11 protein-coding genes are annotated in these 17,898 nt (G+C 38.9%); 9 read left to right on the top strand and 2 right to left on the bottom strand.

The features are described 5' to 3' along the window. The first annotated feature begins 10 nt into the window (after positions 1–10). Genes FZF08_RS04490 through trmB form a run of 3 tightly spaced genes read left to right on the top strand, consistent with a single transcriptional unit; the run spans position 11 to position 2,924 of the window. Entirely contained in the window at positions 11–934 is a 924-nt protein-coding gene (locus FZF08_RS04490; protein ID WP_159467449.1) for a hypothetical protein, read from the top strand. A gap of 6 nt (positions 935–940) precedes the next feature. After that, entirely contained in the window at positions 941–2,242 is a 1,302-nt protein-coding gene (locus FZF08_RS04485; RefSeq protein WP_159467448.1) for a folylpolyglutamate synthase/dihydrofolate synthase family protein, read from the top strand. A 22-nt stretch (positions 2,243–2,264) separates the two neighbouring features. Further along, the gene (gene trmB / locus FZF08_RS04480; protein WP_159467447.1) at positions 2,265–2,924 is read left to right on the top strand and encodes a tRNA (guanosine(46)-N7)-methyltransferase TrmB; all 660 of its coding nucleotides are present in this window, start codon (positions 2,265–2,267) and stop codon (positions 2,922–2,924) included. 62 nt (positions 2,925–2,986) lie between these two features. Here the strand turns inward: trmB and gap are convergent, their stop codons facing one another. Then, complete coding sequence (gap, locus tag FZF08_RS04475) at positions 2,987–4,000, bottom strand: type I glyceraldehyde-3-phosphate dehydrogenase (protein WP_159467446.1); 1,014 nt, start codon at positions 3,998–4,000, stop codon at positions 2,987–2,989. Positions 4,001–4,490: 490 nt separating this feature from the next. Between gap and FZF08_RS04470 the strand changes: the two genes are divergently transcribed. Further along, on the top strand, positions 4,491–5,306 hold the full coding sequence (locus FZF08_RS04470) for a 2,3,4,5-tetrahydropyridine-2,6-dicarboxylate N-succinyltransferase (RefSeq protein WP_159467445.1): 816 nt from the start codon (positions 4,491–4,493) through the stop codon (positions 5,304–5,306). A gap of 296 nt (positions 5,307–5,602) precedes the next feature. After that, positions 5,603–6,031: a helix-turn-helix transcriptional regulator gene (locus FZF08_RS04465; protein ID WP_159467868.1), complete on the top strand. Its 429-nt coding sequence runs from the start codon at positions 5,603–5,605 to the stop codon at positions 6,029–6,031. Between the two features lie 519 nt (positions 6,032–6,550). Here the strand turns inward: FZF08_RS04465 and bla are convergent. Beyond that, positions 6,551–7,309 carry a subclass B1 metallo-beta-lactamase gene (gene bla, locus FZF08_RS04460; RefSeq protein ID WP_159467444.1) on the bottom strand — a complete coding sequence of 253 codons (759 nt, stop codon included), beginning with the start codon at positions 7,307–7,309 and terminating at the stop codon, positions 6,551–6,553. 1,428 nt (positions 7,310–8,737) lie between these two features. On the opposite strand from bla, the gene FZF08_RS04455 reads away from it, so the two are divergent. The 4 genes from FZF08_RS04455 to FZF08_RS04440 all read left to right on the top strand — a co-directional run bounded on the left by FZF08_RS04455 (position 8,738) and on the right by FZF08_RS04440 (position 17,742). Further along, positions 8,738–11,974, top strand: coding sequence for a TonB-dependent receptor (locus tag FZF08_RS04455; protein ID WP_229216411.1), 3,237 nt, complete (start codon positions 8,738–8,740; stop codon positions 11,972–11,974). A gap of 11 nt (positions 11,975–11,985) precedes the next feature. Further along, on the top strand, positions 11,986–13,494 hold the full coding sequence (locus FZF08_RS04450; RefSeq protein ID WP_159467443.1) for a RagB/SusD family nutrient uptake outer membrane protein: 1,509 nt from the start codon (positions 11,986–11,988) through the stop codon (positions 13,492–13,494). Between the two features lie 274 nt (positions 13,495–13,768). Next, complete coding sequence (locus FZF08_RS04445) at positions 13,769–16,066, top strand: PSD1 and planctomycete cytochrome C domain-containing protein (RefSeq protein WP_159467866.1); 2,298 nt, start codon at positions 13,769–13,771, stop codon at positions 16,064–16,066. A 248-nt stretch (positions 16,067–16,314) separates the two neighbouring features. Next, on the top strand, positions 16,315–17,742 hold the full coding sequence (locus tag FZF08_RS04440; protein ID WP_159467442.1) for a DUF1501 domain-containing protein: 1,428 nt from the start codon (positions 16,315–16,317) through the stop codon (positions 17,740–17,742). Positions 17,743–17,898: the final 156 nt, after the last annotated feature.

Below are 17,898 nucleotides of genomic sequence, written 5' to 3'. Positions count from 1 at the left end.
AAATTAGCCAATGTTTGAATTACAAGCGGAAGATCGTCAGAGAATAGCGATATCCTGGGCAATGTCTATCGGCATAACGATAGCTATGCTTGGACTTTTCTTCTTCATACGTCTCAACAGTTCAATTCCGAAAGTGGAACCAATGGAGCTGTTTGTAGAGGTCAATTACGGTACCAGCAAAGTTGGAAAGGGAGATATACAGACTTTTAATAAACCAAGTAATTCCAAGGTAAGGGAAAATATGCGTGCAGAAGCGGAAGAGGTTAAGGAGCGTAAATCTGTCTCTCAGCCTAAACCAACGCCTCCGACACCTCCAAAAGTAGAATCAGTGAAGCCTACAAAAACGGTGGTTGAGAAAGTTATCACTTCAAAAGCAGAAAGTCCCGTTGAAGCACCGGAAAAAACGGAAACAAAAAAATCAACAGGAACTGCCACTTCTTCGGCTCCTGTAAGCAAGCCTGCTCCTGAAAAAGCGGTCAATAAAGACGCTCTTTTCACGAAATCTTCCGGAAGTAAATCAGGAAGTAATGGTACCAATGGAACAAAAAGCGGAGTTGGCGGAAACAATAATGGTGACGATGCAGAAGGTTTAGGCGATAAAGGCTCCAAAACAGGGAGTTTATTTGCAAAAACATACAAAGGTGAAGGAGGTGGTGGCGGAACGGCCGTAGGGCTTAGTTTGTCCGGTTGGAAATGGTCTCGGAGACCAGTTGTTAATGATAAGTCGGATGCAACGGGTTCAATTACTTTTAAAATCACAGTTGACAAGAATGGCCGTGTTAAAAATATTATCACACAGAGCACTACGGTTACGGATTATGCAGTTGTGAACCAGTATCGGAGTGCGGTGAGAGAACTTACTTTCATTTCTCAATCTTCAAATGTTCCGGAAGAATCTACCGGAACCATTACATTTAAAATCAGTTCGCAGTAAGACCTAATGAATTATCAGGAAACGATCGACTATCTGTACAGTCGCCTACCAGTCTTTCAAAATATCGGGGCCCGTGCTTTTAAGCCGGGCCTTCATACTACCCTCCAATTGTGTAATCACCTGGGGAATCCGCAGGAAAAATTCAAAACAATTCATGTAGGAGGTACTAATGGAAAAGGAAGTACGTCTCACATGCTTGCGTCTGTTTTGCAGGAAGCGGGTTATAAGGTTGGACTCTACACATCTCCTCATTTAAAGTCATTTACAGAGCGTATACGGGTAAACGGCGTCAGTATTGATGAAGATTTTATAGTAGAATTTACCGCTGTTAATAAATCTTACATCGAAAGTTTAAGTCCTTCTTTTTTCGAAGTGACTGTTGCAATGGCATTTTCTTATTTTGAAAGATGCGAGGTTGATGTTGCTATCATTGAGGTTGGTATGGGAGGAAGACTTGATTCGACCAATATCATAACCCCGATACTTTCTGTGATCACCAATGTTAGTTATGACCATGTTCAGTTCCTGGGTGATACGTTAGGGAAAATTTCTTTTGAGAAAGCGGGGATTATTAAGAATGAAGTTCCTGTCGTGATCAGTGAAAAACAGGAAAATGAGATTTCTGAGGTTTTTGATCGTACTGCAACGGAAAGAAATTCTGAAATTGTTTATGGGGCCGATTTATTTGATGTTTCAAATTCGGAGCATAAAGATGGAAAGTTATGCTTAAACATAGTTTCGAAGACTTCTGGCCAATTGATGTATCCTGATCTGAATCTGGATCTGGCTGGTGACTATCAACTTAAAAACATTTTTGGCGTACTGGCGGCTATTGAAAAATTACAAAATACAGAATTCAAAATTGATAAAGAGGCAGTCTATAAGGGTCTGTCCCAGGTTCAAAAGAATACAGGTTTAAAAGGTCGCTGGCAGAAATTGAACGATAAACCATTGGTCTACTGCGACACTGCTCATAATTTTGCAGGTGTTTCGGAAACCATGCGGCAGTTTAACAGCCTTGCTTCGAAGCAAAAAAGATATGTGATCGGCTTTGTATCGGATAAGGATATTTCCTCGATTCTCAATTTATTTCCTCAGGACGGAATATATTATTTTTGTCAACCATCAAATCTAAGAGCATTGGATGTATCAGAATTACAGCAGGACGCATTTAAATCAGGTTTAAAGGGAAATGTTTATCCTGATGTAAATATGGCTCTTAAGGCCGCAATTCTGGAGTCCAGCCAGGAAGATACAATCTATGTCGGCGGAAGCACATTCGTGGTGGCCGATCTGGATCAGTTATAGTTTTTTGAATTATATTTTAAGCATGTCAAGAAGAAAATTATCCCACTATCAGTTTAGCGCAGAAGCCGCAAATGTTATAGAGATCGGGAAACCGCTGTATACAGAGATTAAAGGAAAATGGAATGAGCTTTACTTTAAAAATAATAACCCCGTCGTTTTAGAGCTGGCTTGTGGAAAAGGAGAATACACGATTGGGCTGGGAAAGATATTTCCGGATAAGAATTTTATAGGAATGGATATCAAAGGTGACCGGATTGCAAGGGGAAGTCTGGCTGCAACCGAATCGGGCCTGAGGAATGTTGCTTTTCTTCGTGCGGGAATTCAGTATTCAGATGAATTTTTCCAGGAAAATGAGCTTGATGAGATCTGGCTTATTCATCCGGATCCCCAAGTGAGAGATCGTGATGAGCCAAAACGATTGACGAATCCTGCCTTTCTGAACAATTATGCAAAATACCTGAAGAAGGGTGGTTTGTTTTGTTTAAAAACAGACAGCACTTTCTTGTACGAATACAGTCTCGTTACGTTAGAGAATTCTGAAAATTATAAAATTATTGAGCATACACAGGACCTGTATCATTCTCCATTGTTAGAGGAACATCATGGAGTGAAAACTCATTATGAAAGTATTTTTGTAGCGAAAGGATATACAATCAAATTTATTAAGTCAGTTGTTCAGTAACAAAATAAGCCGTTATGATAAGATTTCATAACGGCTTATTTTTTAGTAATACTAAATACTAATTATTTGCTTATTAAAGTAGCAAAGTAATTTACAGTACGAACTAACTGTGAAACATAAGACATTTCATTGTCATACCAGCTTACAGTTCTTACCAATTGCGTATCTCCGATTTTTTGAACTTTCGTCTGAGTAGCGTCGAAAAGTGAACCATAGTTGATACCGATAATGTCGCTGCTCACGATTTCATCTTCTGTATAGCCATAGCTTTCGTTCGCAGCAGCCTTCATAGCAGCATTGATTTCTTCTACACTTGTTTCTTTACCCAGGATAACAGTCAATTCAGTAAGTGAACCCGTAAGTGTTGGTACACGTTGCGCAGAACCGTCTAGTTTACCTTTCAATGAAGGCAATACCAGTCCGATTGCTTTTGCAGCTCCGGTGCTGTTAGGAACGATGTTCTGAGCAGCAGCACGAGCTCTTCTCAAATCACCTTTTGGATGTGGCGAATCCTGAGTATTCTGGTCGTTGGTATAGGCATGAATTGTAGTCATCAAGCCATTTACAATACCCCATTTTTCTTCCAAAACCTGCGCCATTGGTGCAAGGCAGTTGGTAGTACAAGATGCTGCACTGATAACGGTTTCAGATCCATCAAGGATATCGTGGTTTACGTTAAACACGACAGTTTTAAGATCACCGGTAGCAGGAGCGGAGATAACCACCTTTTTTGCACCAGCTTTAATGTGTGCCTCAGCAGACTCTTTGCTAGTGAAGAAACCAGTACACTCAAGAACTACATCAACATCGTGCGTTCCCCAAGGAATCAAAGAAGGATCTCTTTGAGCATATATAACAACGTTTTCGCCGTTTACAACGATTGAATTTTCAGTTGAAGTTACTTCTGCATTAAATCTGCCTTGTGCAGTATCATATTTAAGTAGGTGAGCAAGCACTTTAGGACTTGTAAGGTCATTGATAGCTACGATATCGATACCCTCCATGTTATAGATTTGACGATAAACTAGACGGCCGATACGTCCAAAACCATTGATTGCAACTTTAACTTTTGACATGTGCTTATAAGGATTATGTTATTACGAAGGCAATATTAAGAAAAATGAATGCCGATTTAAAGTAATTAACAGAATAATTGCGTTCTAAATTCCCTGATGCAAATTTCCTGATAATATTAGTAAACTTGGTTATAGTTACCATTTAAATTAGCAAATCGCTAAACTAATATTTTTAGTAATTTATATATTTTACTAATTAAAATAGTTAGTTTTCTATTTCGTATCATTGTTAATATTTTTGTTTTGCCTGATAATAGAATAGGGGGCCGCTTTCCCTTATTCGAACCTTTCTTGATCATACGTATTCAACAATATAAAACTTCCTCTTATTGTTCTATATTTGTATAGAATGGTCGAAGTTGGTGAGTGATCTTTACTTCATTTAGATATTAATTAAATACATTTTAAGAGCGAATGAAAATTCCGAATTATTCTATAACTCGCTATCATTCATTAAGTTAAATACTTTACATTAATTAATTACTTTAACATGAGCCTTAGTACTCAAATTGAAAACATCTGGTCTGACAGGGATTTACTGAAAGAACCAGAGAACATTGAATTCATCAAAAGCATTATCGAAGAAGTTGATAAAGGGAGGCTTCGTGTCGCAGAACCACAGGAAGACGGTACTTGGTTAGTAAATGAAGCGCTGAAAAAGGCGATCATTCTTTATTTCCCGATTCAAAAAATGGAAGTACTTGAAGCTGGAATTTTCGAGTACCATGATAAAATGAAGTTAAAGACTGGATATGAAGCATTGGGAGTTCGTGTAGTTCCACCAGCTGTTGCTCGTTATGGATCTTATATTTCCAAGGGCGTTATTTTGATGCCGTCCTACGTAAATATAGGTGCCTATATAGATGAGGGAACCATGGTCGATACCTGGGCTACGGTAGGTAGTTGTGCACAGATCGGAAAGAATGTTCACCTTAGTGGTGGCGTTGGAATTGGAGGGGTTTTAGAGCCTGTACAAGCTGCACCAGTAATCATTGAAGACGGTGCTTTTATTGGATCCCGTTGCATCGTTGTTGAAGGTGCACATATTGGCAAAAGAGCTGTTTTAGGAGCAGGTGTTACCATTACCGGAAGCTCTAAAATTATCGATGTTACAGGTACTGAACCAGTGGAATATAAGGGGTTTGTTCCTGCAGATTCCGTAGTAATACCAGGGACCTTACCCAAGGAATTTGCTGCCGGTACATACCATGTTCCTTGTGCGTTGATCATTGGAAAACGTAAACCAAGCACGGATTTAAAGACATCCCTTAATGATGCACTGAGAGAAAACAATGTTACAGTTTAACTTTCGCATCTTTTATAGTTGCATTTATTAACATCCAGTATTTGATAATTTACAATGCGATATTCTTAATTGAGTATCGCATTTATTTTTTAGTTTAGAATTGTAAACTACACTAAAATGTAATTTATTGTTTTTGTGCGAGTTTACATTATTAAACTTTTTAAATAATTTACAATTGTATTTATTTAATAAATTAAATTTTATTGTTTACATTTCTGTTGTTTACATTAATAAACTAGTTTATATTTGTGTGTTGAGTTTTGTAAATATTAAACTGTTTAATAATGTATCCGACGATGGATTTGAACGAAAAGATAAAGCAGATACTTGTTGACAAAAATATCTCTCCATCACATTTTGCGGACGAGATTGGAATACAGCGATCAAGCATTTCGCACATCATTGCAGGCAGAAATAAACCCAGCTTAGATATCGTTCAGAAGATTATCCGGAGATTCCCGGATTTAGGTATAAACTGGATTTTGGAAGACGAAGATTTACCAGAATCTATAAGTGAAATAAAGCCTTTCAAAGCAGATAATTACACACATTTAAATGGTCGGAAAAGTGATATTTCCAGCCTATTAGAATCGCGTAAAAATAATGTACCCCAACAGAATGTCACACAGGAAATTCTGGTGCCTGAGAAATCAGTTGGTTCTGAGAAAAAAGTTGAACGTATCCTGATCTTCTATTCTGATGGTACATTTCAGGAATTCAAGTAAATTCCGACAACCCTAAATTTATTCCAGAAAAAATTTAGGGTTTTTTGTTTGTCCTATATTTATCCTTAAAAACAATTCTGTTAGTAAACCGTATTACTAAAAATTGGTAAATGCCACTATTCTTTTTAGACAACGAGGTTAAATTAAAAGATTTTACATATATGACCGCGAGCCTGCTATGGATAACAAATAGAACTATCCATACAGATGGAATCATATCAATATTCTTCTGATAAACAATTCTTGAGAATGCGTTTTTTAGAAAACGTATATTTCCAAGCCTAAATATTTACACTACTCAAACAATGCAGCTAGATTTGCATGGATCGCATATCTCACTATAAAAAAAGCTTGAATAAACCCGCGGTACTTTTCGTTCAATCTTTTAATTTAACCCCACTGTCTATTATTATGTCGCAAAACAAAAAACATAGCGGCCGTCGCTGCGGTTACTTAACGCCGTTTTTCGCCCATTTGTAAGAAAAACCTCAGTGTGACACATGTTTTGCAGAAGTCCGTTTATCGGACCTTGTATAGATTAATTGTGTGATCGAGTAATTCAATATTTCCATAATGTCCATGGCCGGGAACAACGATTTTTACATCTGGATATCCCTTTTTTACTTTTTCAACCGTAACCGACCAATCTGCAACATTCGCATCGCCAACATAACCTTTACCGGCATCTGATGCTCTAATCAGACAACCTCCGAACAAGACATTTTCAGCCGGAAAATAGCCGACCACATTATCCTTTGTATGTCCTTCTCCAAAAAACTTCGTAATCGTCTGTTGATCACCTACTTTTAAAACAAGTGAGTCAGCAAAACTATTTTTCGGAACAACAAAGTTGTTTTCTTTCGTGAGTTCAATTGTTTTGAAATACGCATAAGATGGAATACCATGATCATCAAATGCTTTTAATCCGCCTGCACTATCGTCATGGAAATGGGTTGGAATGACTGCATTTATTTTACAATGCAGCGTTTCCTTGATCCATTTGATCAATTCTTCTGAAATTTTGTCATTAATTGGCGTGTCGAAGATAATCGACTCATTGTTATTCCTCACGATCAAGCCATTACACCCGACATTTCCAAAATCATTGGTTTGTTTAAATGAGGTATGTTCAAATGCATTTTTAGTAATTTGAGTTACAATTAGCCCCTTGGACCGATACACTTCCTTGCGTTTGAAAGCGTCCCCTTTTTGAGATATGGCAGGAAACCTTGTTAAGAATAGTACAATTATAAAGGCAGTCTTTATCGTAAATTTCATTTGTTTGGTTTTATGGGAAACGGTTTCTTTACGTATATAGCTAATCAGCATGCTAATTTAGTATTTGTTTCGGAGTTTGACACCTGTTTCGGCGTATCGAAAAGAAAAATCACAACTATTTTTAATCAGGATAATACAACGTTTTGTTTTCAAAATCAGAAATTTATCGGGCATTTCCACCATAGGCAAGAATTTTCTAGTTGCTCTTTTTGTTTACCTTTCCCTATCAATAATTACTTATATTATGCTTTCTTGACTGGTCGTTTTTAGCTTTCTGCCTCTGGGTTTACCGGTGTATAGCCCTTTGAGCGCTTCCGTCTCAATCGCCACTCGAAACCAACTACCTCTTCGGTATAGTTGAATATTATGACTGTAAAAACCGGGAAGCATTTTTAAAAAACATATTGGCTACACCTACCCACAGGTGGGAACTTATCGATAAGCTTGGAGTATATAACTTTTCAGAAAAAGTAGATTTTCAAACCTTCAATCTTGATGAAATCTTTAAAGAGGCGCTGAGATTTGAACAGAGCTGATCTACTCCCCGCCAAATTTGCTAAACGAAACCCGTGGCGCTTTTTGTACTAACTTTTTAATTTAACCCATAAACATTCTATATCTTAAAATTTCAATAAAAGTTATGTTTGCATTCCTCTACACAAACATACCAAAGCTTCTTTCTTTTAAACCCACAAAAATTTCCTCAATGTATCAGCATTGGCTGTAAAATTCTCAATCGTTAATTACAACTCGTAATTAAGATAATATATCTCAAAAAGAATATCATCACAACAGCTTCTCAAACAGATATTTTGGCTTTATACATTCCGGACCCTAATCCTGTGCATAAGTTCTATCGAAATATTGAATTATAAATACTTATAGAATAAACTTCATTATTACCAGACACAGCAGGACAGTTGGTCACCTCACTAATATTACTATTGTATAATTGTGATATTTAATATAAGTATTGCACCTTAAAAGACTAACCACATACATAACAGCTTGCTGGTATCGTCTTTCTTGCAAAAAGTCAACTAAAAACCATTATTCACCTCCATGGTTTGGAAGGTGACCAGCATAGTACCATTGGAATATAAACGTAATCAACGCTATTACTTCTTCAATCCCAATTCAGTGAGTTTAAAATAAATTTTAAAACTAAAACTAATTGATCCCTGTCAGTTTTGCCATACTGATCATTCGCTGATCATGTGAAGCAAATGAATATAAAATTAAAACTAATCATCACAATCACAGAACATATATAGCTCCGAATCAAAAAAGCTATAAGCCACAGATTAAGAATTTATTACAGTGCTAGTTCATAAATAATTAACATCCTAAACGGACACAATATGGTATAAAGGCAAACCAATTAAGCAATACTCAAGATTACTATCTCACTTTTAAACCTCTCAATTTATGCATCTAATTCGACTACAAATCGATAATGTCCGTTTGTGCAGTTCACTAAAACCAGCCTTCAGACTTTTATCACTTATCGCCATTATTTCCATAGGTGCCATGGCCAGCAGCTATGGCGCAGCTAGCACTAATTACCTGACCAGTTCACCTATTGACCGAAATATCAAAGGAAAAGTCACAGACGACGGCGGTCAGGTTCTTCCAGGAGTGAGTATTATCTTAAAAGGAACCAGCACCGGAACTGTTTCCGATGGTGAAGGTTCTTTTTCGCTAAGTATTCCGGAAGCTGCAAATCAAATTCTGGTATTTTCTTTTGTTGGTTACCTTTCAAAAGAAATTCCGGTTGGCAATCAATCCACTTTCGATATAAAGTTAACTATAGACTCCAAAGCACTGGAAGAAGTTGTTGTTGTTGGTTATGGTACGCAACGCAAACGCGATATCACCTCGGCTGTGTCCGTTATTAATATGGATGATATTGGTGAAGTACCTAAATCTAACATAACCAGAATGTTACAAGGCCAGGCACCTGGCGTTATCATCAAGCAAAAGAGTGGTACACCTGGTCAGCAATTTGAAGTTAAAGTCCGCGGTATCAGTTCTTTGGGTGCGGGCAGCGACCCACTTTATGTAATTGATGGTTTTCCTGTAGGAACCTCTGTTGGACAAAACTTAAACCCGAATGATATTGAGACTATATCAATTTTAAAGGATGCGGCATCAACTGCTATTTACGGTGCAAGAGGATCAAATGGTGTTGTTTTGATTACCACAAAAGCTGCGAAAGATGGGAAAACAAGTCTTAATGTTTCGATTGATTACGGGGTTCAAAATATTCCAGACTCAAGAAAAACACATGTATTGAATGGTACAGATTTTGCTCAATTTAAAAAAGAAGTTTTTATTGGAAGATATGTATTAGCCAATGGAAAACAGCCTGGTAATGAAGATATTCCAATAGACTTTCGCAATCCTGAAAACACAAAATATTCTACCAACTGGTTTGATCTGATACTCCATAACAACGCTCCCTATAAAGATATCAACGTCACTTTGTCATCAGGAAAAGGACCCATCAAATCAGTGGTTTCAGTAGGCTATTACAAAGAAGATGGTACACTACAGTATACTGGTTATGACAGGGCATCGGTTCGTACCAACCTGGCGGGTGAAGTGAATAAATTTATCAGTATGGGTTTCAATGTTGCTGGTAGTTATTCAAGATCAAACCTGGCCAATACGGATGGAAGAAGTAATCTGGTTGGTTTAACATTGATCAGTGATCCACGATATCCTGCTTACGATGAAAAAGGTGAGCTGATACCTTACTACAATGGAGTGGGTGATATTTTTGGTTTCCCAAACCCCTTATACATGTTAAAAAACATAAAGCGTAACCGTAATATTGCTGATATAACATCCAACGCCCATATTGAAATAAACATTGCAAAAGGTCTAAAATTCAGATCATCCCTAAATGCAAAAATCAATTACAATACGTATAAGGAGTATGTTCCTTCCACAATAGGACTTGCGATTGCCACTGGAAGCGCTGGTGCCCCTCCACGCATTGCAACGGAACGCGATGATTCAGAAGAATTAAGAAATTATTCAGCCGATCAGCTTCTGACATACAATAAAAACTTCGGGGAAAACCACCACTTTGATGCCTTGCTTGGCTACAGCGCACAACAGGAAACCACGAAAGGATTGTATGGCTCAGGAAACACATTTCCTGATGATTTGTCGCCATATCTCGGAAATGCTACAATCCGCTCATCTAATTCCATTGAAAGAAAATGGACCATGATTGCTTACATGGCAAGATTAAACTATTCTTTCAAAGATCGGTATTTGCTTTCTGCAACGATGCGCCGTGAAGGAAGTTCAAGATTTAGTCAGGGACATCAGTATGGCAATTTCCCGGCCGCTTCTGTCGGATGGAGGATTTCAGAAGAATCATTCATTCCAAAAACACCATGGCTCACAGACCTTAAATTGCGGGCAAGCTGGGGCAAAACGGGCAATAATAGTTATAGTGTAAGTGCATTGAACAACTTCGGCGTAGGCCAAAATGTGGGAGATGATGGCAACTATGCAAGTTTGGCTTTTCTTGGTTTGAATAACTATGTTTTTAACAATACCCTGGCATCAGGAAAAACAGTAACGCGGTTTGCAAACTCAGAATTGACCTGGGAAAAATCTGACCAGCTTGACATCGGTTTTGATCTTGCAACTTTTAACAACAAACTGATTTTTACCGTAGAATATTATAAAAAAATTACCAATGATATGTTACTGGGTTACAATATCCCGGCAGTTTCAGGATTTACGTCTACTTTAAAAAACCTTGGAAAAGTGCAGAACAGAGGCGTTGAAGTAGCTGTGAGCTATCGTATCAAAATAGGCCAGGTCAATTTAAGAACCAACGGAAATATTACTTTCAATAGAAACAAAGTACTGGCGATACGTGGACAAAACGATTTCATATTACAGGGAAGCCAGTATGGCGGGTATAATATCCAACAGGTTGGAAGGCCAATCGGGATGATTTTCGGGTATAAAAAACTGGGAATTTTTAATACCAAAGAAGAGATCGCAGCTGCACCCAAACAGGATGGAGCAGTTCCAGGGGCCATGAAGTTCGCTGATTTACACGGAGCAGCTGACGGCGGCCCGGACGGAATTGTTTCTTACGATACCAAAGACATGACAGAAATTGGTAATCCTAATCCAAAATTCAACTGGGCATGGAATGTTGGTGCAGACTACAAAAGATTCGATATCAGCGTTTTGCTGATGGGTGCTTACAAATTCGATGTGTATCGTAACATAGAAGCTTCTACCATGAATATGGATGGTGTTTTTAACGTACTCGAAAAAGCCAAAGACAGATGGAGATCGCCTGAAAACCCTGGACCTGATCCGGGAAACAAAAATTCGCAGGGTGGAACTGACTATTTCAAATGGTCACGCGAGAGCAGTGAACGTTATGTATACGATGGGACTCATATGTGGATAAAAAACGTAACGATCGGTTATACATTGCCTAAGATTAAAGGCATATTGTCCGACGCCCGCATTTTTGTCAATGCTGCAAACCTTTTGATTGTAACGAAATATCCTGGAAATAATCCCGATGCAGGTGTTCGTGGCGGTACGGAACTTAATAATGACGATGAGTCATATCCTGTTCCAAGAACGTTTTCAGCTGGACTAAAAGTTAACTTCTAAAATCGATAAAAATGAAATATTCTGCCATTTTAGCTATACTGTTTATCGGTCTTCTACATTCTTCGTGCAGTGACGATTTCCTTAATCAAACGGATCCTACAAAAGTGGGTGTTGACGTGTTTTATAAAGACGAAGCGCAGGTAAAGCAGGCGCTGAACGGTGTATATAGTCAGGTTCAGGCTTTGACAAATTCGGGCTATCTCTTTGGAGAATTCCAGTCCGACAATACAACCGTAGATTTAAATCCGTCCGATAGAGGGGGAGCCGGCGGTTGGGAAGCTTTCGAATTTTCTACTGTTAATTCCGGTAACGGTGAAATTGCAACTGTTTGGAATAATTATTATGCGGCGCTTTATAATAACAATCTCACGCTTGAAAAACTGGCTACTGCTACAATTGCAGACGCATCGAAAGGTGAAATTGAAGGTCAGCTAAAATTTCTCCGGGCTTATATGTATTTCAATCTGGTCCAGTACTTTGGTGATGTAATTATCGTAACTAATACGTTATCCACACCTGACCCGGCCTTTGATCTCATAAGATCACCCCAAACAGAAGTATGGGCACAGATTGAAAAAGACCTTAAAGAAGCCGTAACACTTCTTCCTGCTACTTATGCAACCGTTGGCGACAAAGGCAGAGCAACAAAAGGGGCTGCCCTGAGTTTACTCGGTAAAACATATCTTACAACCAAGAAATATACCGAAGCAATAACAGTGCTAAAACAAGTAACAGTGTTAGGTTATGCCTTAAACGCCAATTATTCAGATAATTTCGATCCATCTCCTGCAAAAAAGAATGGTGTAGAATCCATTTTCGAAATTCAATATCAGGGCGACAATGACCTGGGAGAATGGAGCAATTTTGAATATGTATTTGCGCCCCGGGTTTCCAAAGGTGCGGTTACCGGTTATGCATCAGGTTCTAATGGCGGTAGAAATATCCCGACCAATGATATTATGGCCGCCTACGAAACCGGTGATTTGAGAAAAGATATTTCTCTGAAACCAAGTTTTACTTTGGACGGCAAAGTTTATCCGGTGCCATATGTTAGCAAATACAACTACCCTCATACAATCGTCGGCCGGACTAATACCAATTGGCCAATTTTACGTTACGCTGATGTTCTGTTAATGCTTGCGGAATCAATAAATGAACAATCCGGGCCTACTGGTGAAGCTTTAGGGTATCTTAACCAGATCAGAAAACGTGCAGGACTTGCTGATTTGAACGGATTGGATAAAACTACTTTTAAAACAGCCGTTCTTAAAGAAAGGCGTCTGGAACTAGCCTTTGAAAATCACCGCTGGTTTGATCTTAAAAGAACAAAAACACCGGCCGAATGGGCTGCATTTATGAATGCACATGGAGCGATGGAAAAAGTAAAACCAACTGTTGACAGAGGCAATGTTCCTTTTAACTCCACAGATTACATTTATACTGAAAACGAATATGTTTTGCCAATTCCTGCACCACAAATTTTGATCAATGCCAAACTGACTCAAAATCCAGGATATTAATTTTGGCGAAAAACAATGAAATGTGCATCGGGTTATTAAACTGATAATTCGATGCACAAATTTTAAAAAAATAGGGATGCACTAAAAAATCAAACAGGGCATTATTCATAAACCTAAATAAACCGGTCCACCAGTCCTTGTTATGTAGAAGACAATGTTTGACGAAGTCTGCATCAAAAAATAATTCCCAACTCCCAAATATTTTTCAACTGTGTTATTACAAACATTAGAAACCTTCTGGCTTTGGCAATTCCTTGCAAGGCTTCATCCTTTAATGGTACATTTTCCAATAAGTCTCCTTTGTGTTGCACTCGTCCTGGAACTTGTCGACTGGAATAGAAAGTCCGATAAACTCCGTTCCGGTATCACCATCATTATTTGGATTGGTACATTGAGTGCTTTAATGGCGGTGATGTTTGGGTGGATGTTAGCAGGGCAGGGAGATTACGGCGGCGACAGTCTTGAAATTCACCGTTGGTCAGGAATTAGCACAATGGTCCTGGCAACATTGGCACTTTTATCACTTAAATACAAACGGCTTCCGCTATACAGGGCTTTTCTTATTGTATCCGTTTTGGGCGTTTCGTTCGCCGGACATTACGGAGCTATGTTAACGCATGGTGATGATTACCTTTCCAGCGTTTTGCCATTCCATAAGAATCAGTCAACACCAGCTTCTGCAACACCAGATTTTTTATTGGCAAATAATGGAGAAACACTTACGCCCAAACAAGTTGAAGACTTAAATATAGAAGTTAGGACAATCCTTGCCCACAACTGTTACAGCTGCCATGGGGAAGCAAAAACCAAAGGTGACCTGCGCCTGGACAGTAAAGATGCAATGATGAAAGGCGGTGAAAATGGTGTGGTTATTATTCCAAATCACGCCGATAAAAGCGAGCTGATCAGACGGGTTTCTTTGCCGTCGGGACATAAGGACGCCATGCCAACCAAAGGAAAGAGACTGACTGAAAAAGAAATAACCCTACTAAGATTCTGGATAGAAAAAGGAGCGCAGTGGCCAGAAGGGAAAATGAAAAGTATTTATAGGGTAGCTGCCCTGGAACCGAGGACACCTGTCGTTCCGGCACCAACAGCAAATCTTTCCAAACCTGTTGATTTGTTCATCAATAATTATTTTCAAAAAAATAAAATATCCTGGACTAATGTAGTCGATGACCGCACTTATATCCGCAGGATTTACCTGGATATTATAGGTCTGCTGCCACCACCTGAAAAGGTGGATACTTTTGTTAAAGATCCAAGTACTGATAAAAGAGAGACGCTCGCCAAAGAACTTCTTAACAGAAACGACGACTACGCGCAGCATTGGATGTCATTTTGGAATGACGTGCTAAGAAATGATTATTCCGGAACGGGATATATAACCGGGGGTCGTTTTGACATCACAAAATGGCTTTATACTTCACTTCAGGTCAACAAACCATACAACTGGTTCGTCAAGGAATTAATCAGTCCCGGCAAACAATCTGAGGGCTTTATCAAAGGGATTAAATGGCGTGGTACGATCAATTCCAGCCAGCGTACAGAAATGCAGGCTGCACAGAATGTTTCGCAGGTTTTTCTTGGGTTAAACCTGAAATGTGCTTCCTGCCACGACAGTTTTATCAGCGATTGGAAGCTTGAACAGTCTTATGCTTTTGCAAATATTTTTGCTGACACTTTACTTGAAATTAACCGATGCGACAAGCCGACCGGTAAAATGGCAGGAAGAAAAATACTATTTCCCGAACTTGGTGAAATCAGCGTTGATGCCAATACAGAAAAAAGACTTCGGCAGTTAGCCGACTATTTGGTGCAGCCAAAAGATGGGCGTTTGTACCGGACTTTGGTCAACCGCATCTGGGCGCAACTTTTAGGACGGGGAATTGTGGAGCCTGTTGACATGATGGACAACGAGCCGTGGAGTACAGACTTACTAGATTGGCTGGCATCTGATTTTGCTGCGAATGGTTATGATATGAAGAAATTAATTTTCACCATCGTGACTTCAAAAACTTACCAGTTGCCATCTGCTTCTGTCAAGGAAGCGAATGATATTATGGCAAATAATTTTAAGTTCACAGGTATGGTAAGACGGCGACTTACTGCTGAACAATTCTCGGACGCCATCAGTACCGCCTTCAATCCAATGTATGCTGATTCAGCAATTGTAGTAAAATTACTCCCTGATAATACCAGACAAAAGCTTCCTTTTCCACGTGCAGGTTTTGTTAAAAATGATGCCTTTCTGACCTCTCTCGGAAGGCCAAACCGTGAAACTGTAAGCACAAGCCGAACTTCACAAGCCAATCTTTTACAGGCTTTGGAACTGACAAATGGTACAAAATTTACCGAAACATTGAAAAGAGGAGCAAAAGAATGGCTTCAAAAATATCCAACTTCCGATTTACTGGTAACCGTATTATACAGAAAAGCACTCGGAAGAAATCCGGTCACCAAGGAATTGGTAGTGGCAAAAAAGATTCTTGGCCCAAACCCAAGTGAAGAAAGCATACAAGATCTGGTATGGGCACTGACACTGGCTCCTGATTTTCAACTGATTTACTGATTGTTATAATTTAAAAGTATAATACATATAATACATTTTATACTTTTAAATTATTTATTAAATATAAAAAGTTTAATAAATAATTTAAAATTGTACTTATTATACATCTTATATTATTTGTACTTATACTTTTTATTAAAATAAACAGTTAAATAAAAAGTAAAATTAATATAAATAGTATAGATCTATTCATACATATAATACTTATAAAAATATCGACACTAATTATACTTTTAATATTGGCATTCATGAACAAAAATTGGAGCAGAAGAGAATTTTTACAACGCGCCAGCGCAGCAACATTGGCTGCACTGGCGGCAGGGGCACCTGTATCAAATATACTTTCAAGCTGCAAGGGGATAGGGAGAATGGAGTCCAGCTCAGACACTGTCATATTGCTTTGGATGGCAGGCGGCATGGCGCATACTGAAACTTTTGATCCCAAACTCTATACACCCTTTGAAAAAGGCATGGAAGGTAACCGCGTGCTCAGTACTTTCAAATCCATGCCAACTATTCTGGATGGAATTCAGTTTTCAGAAGGCTTACAATCCATTGGAAATGTCATGGATAAAGGCACACTGATCCGTTCATATGTTGCTGCTGACATGGGCCACATTTTACATTCACGCCATCAGTATCACTGGCACACTTGTTACGAACCGCCGCAAACTGTGGCTGCTCCTCATTTCGGATCGTGGATCGCAAAAGAGCTCGGGCCGAAAAACCCGGTCATTCCAGCCTTTATTGATATTGGACAAAGATTTACGGTTGGCGAAGCCGAAGAGTTAAAAGCTTTTCATACAGCTGGCTTTCTGGGTAATGAATTCGGGCCTTTTTTCATTCCGGATCCGAGCCAGGGGCTGGAAAGTGTTCGGCCGCCGGTGGGAATGGATGCAAAAAGGTTTGAAAAGAGAAATCAGCTTTACAATGAATTAATCAATAATAGTCCTGTTGGCGAATTTGGCAGCGATTATCAGCGGGAGTCTTTAAAGCGTTCTATGGAACAGGCCTACACTTTGTTAAATTCCCCTGAATCAAAGGCTTTTGATCTGAGCACCGAACCCAAAGAAAGTTACAATATATATAACACAGGCAAATTCGGGTTAGGCTGTTTACTGGCACGCCGACTGACTGAGCAAGGTGCCAGGTTTATCAGCGTGACTACGGAATACGAGCCTTTTAAAGGTTGGGATACCCATGAAAATGGTCATACACGTTTGGAGGCAATGAAAAAACAGATCGACGGTCCGATTGCCCAGCTTATAAAAGATCTGGATAAAACCGGACACCTGGATCGCACGATCGTTGTATTGGCCAGCGAATTTAGCAGGGATATGATGGTAGAAGGTAAGCCGGATGCCAAAGTTCTTGAACAGGTAGCGCAGCCTGATGTGCTTTCCGATCCAAAATTTTATGGTATGCACCGTCATTTCACAGACGGCGGTTCCATGCTTATGTTTGGAGGCGGGATTAAAAAAGGATTCGTTTATGGAAAAACCGCTGATGAACGTCCTTGTAAAACCATTGAAAATCCAATAAAGATAGAACAGGTACATCAGACAATTTATCAAGCCCTGGGTATACCGCCGGAAACGCAGTATGAAGTAGAAAAACGTCCATTCTATACGACCCCGGATGGAAAAGGAAAAGCAGTTGCCGAATTGCTTTCCTGATATTTATTCCTTTTTTTATCTTAACCAGACACAGCAGGACAGTTATAGGGTCATCAAATCGTAGTCTTGTATAATTATTTTAATTAGTATGAATCTTTGCTAATAATAATAATTACAAAATCTAATAATACAAATGTTTATCATTTGTGTGCACGA

Origin of the sequence: Dyadobacter sp. 3J3, assembly GCF_009801115.1 — a bacterium.
Classification (GTDB): domain Bacteria; phylum Bacteroidota; class Bacteroidia; order Cytophagales; family Spirosomataceae; genus Dyadobacter.
The sequence above is the reverse complement of the archived record's forward strand: the minus strand, read 5'-3'. Positions and strand labels throughout refer to the sequence as shown.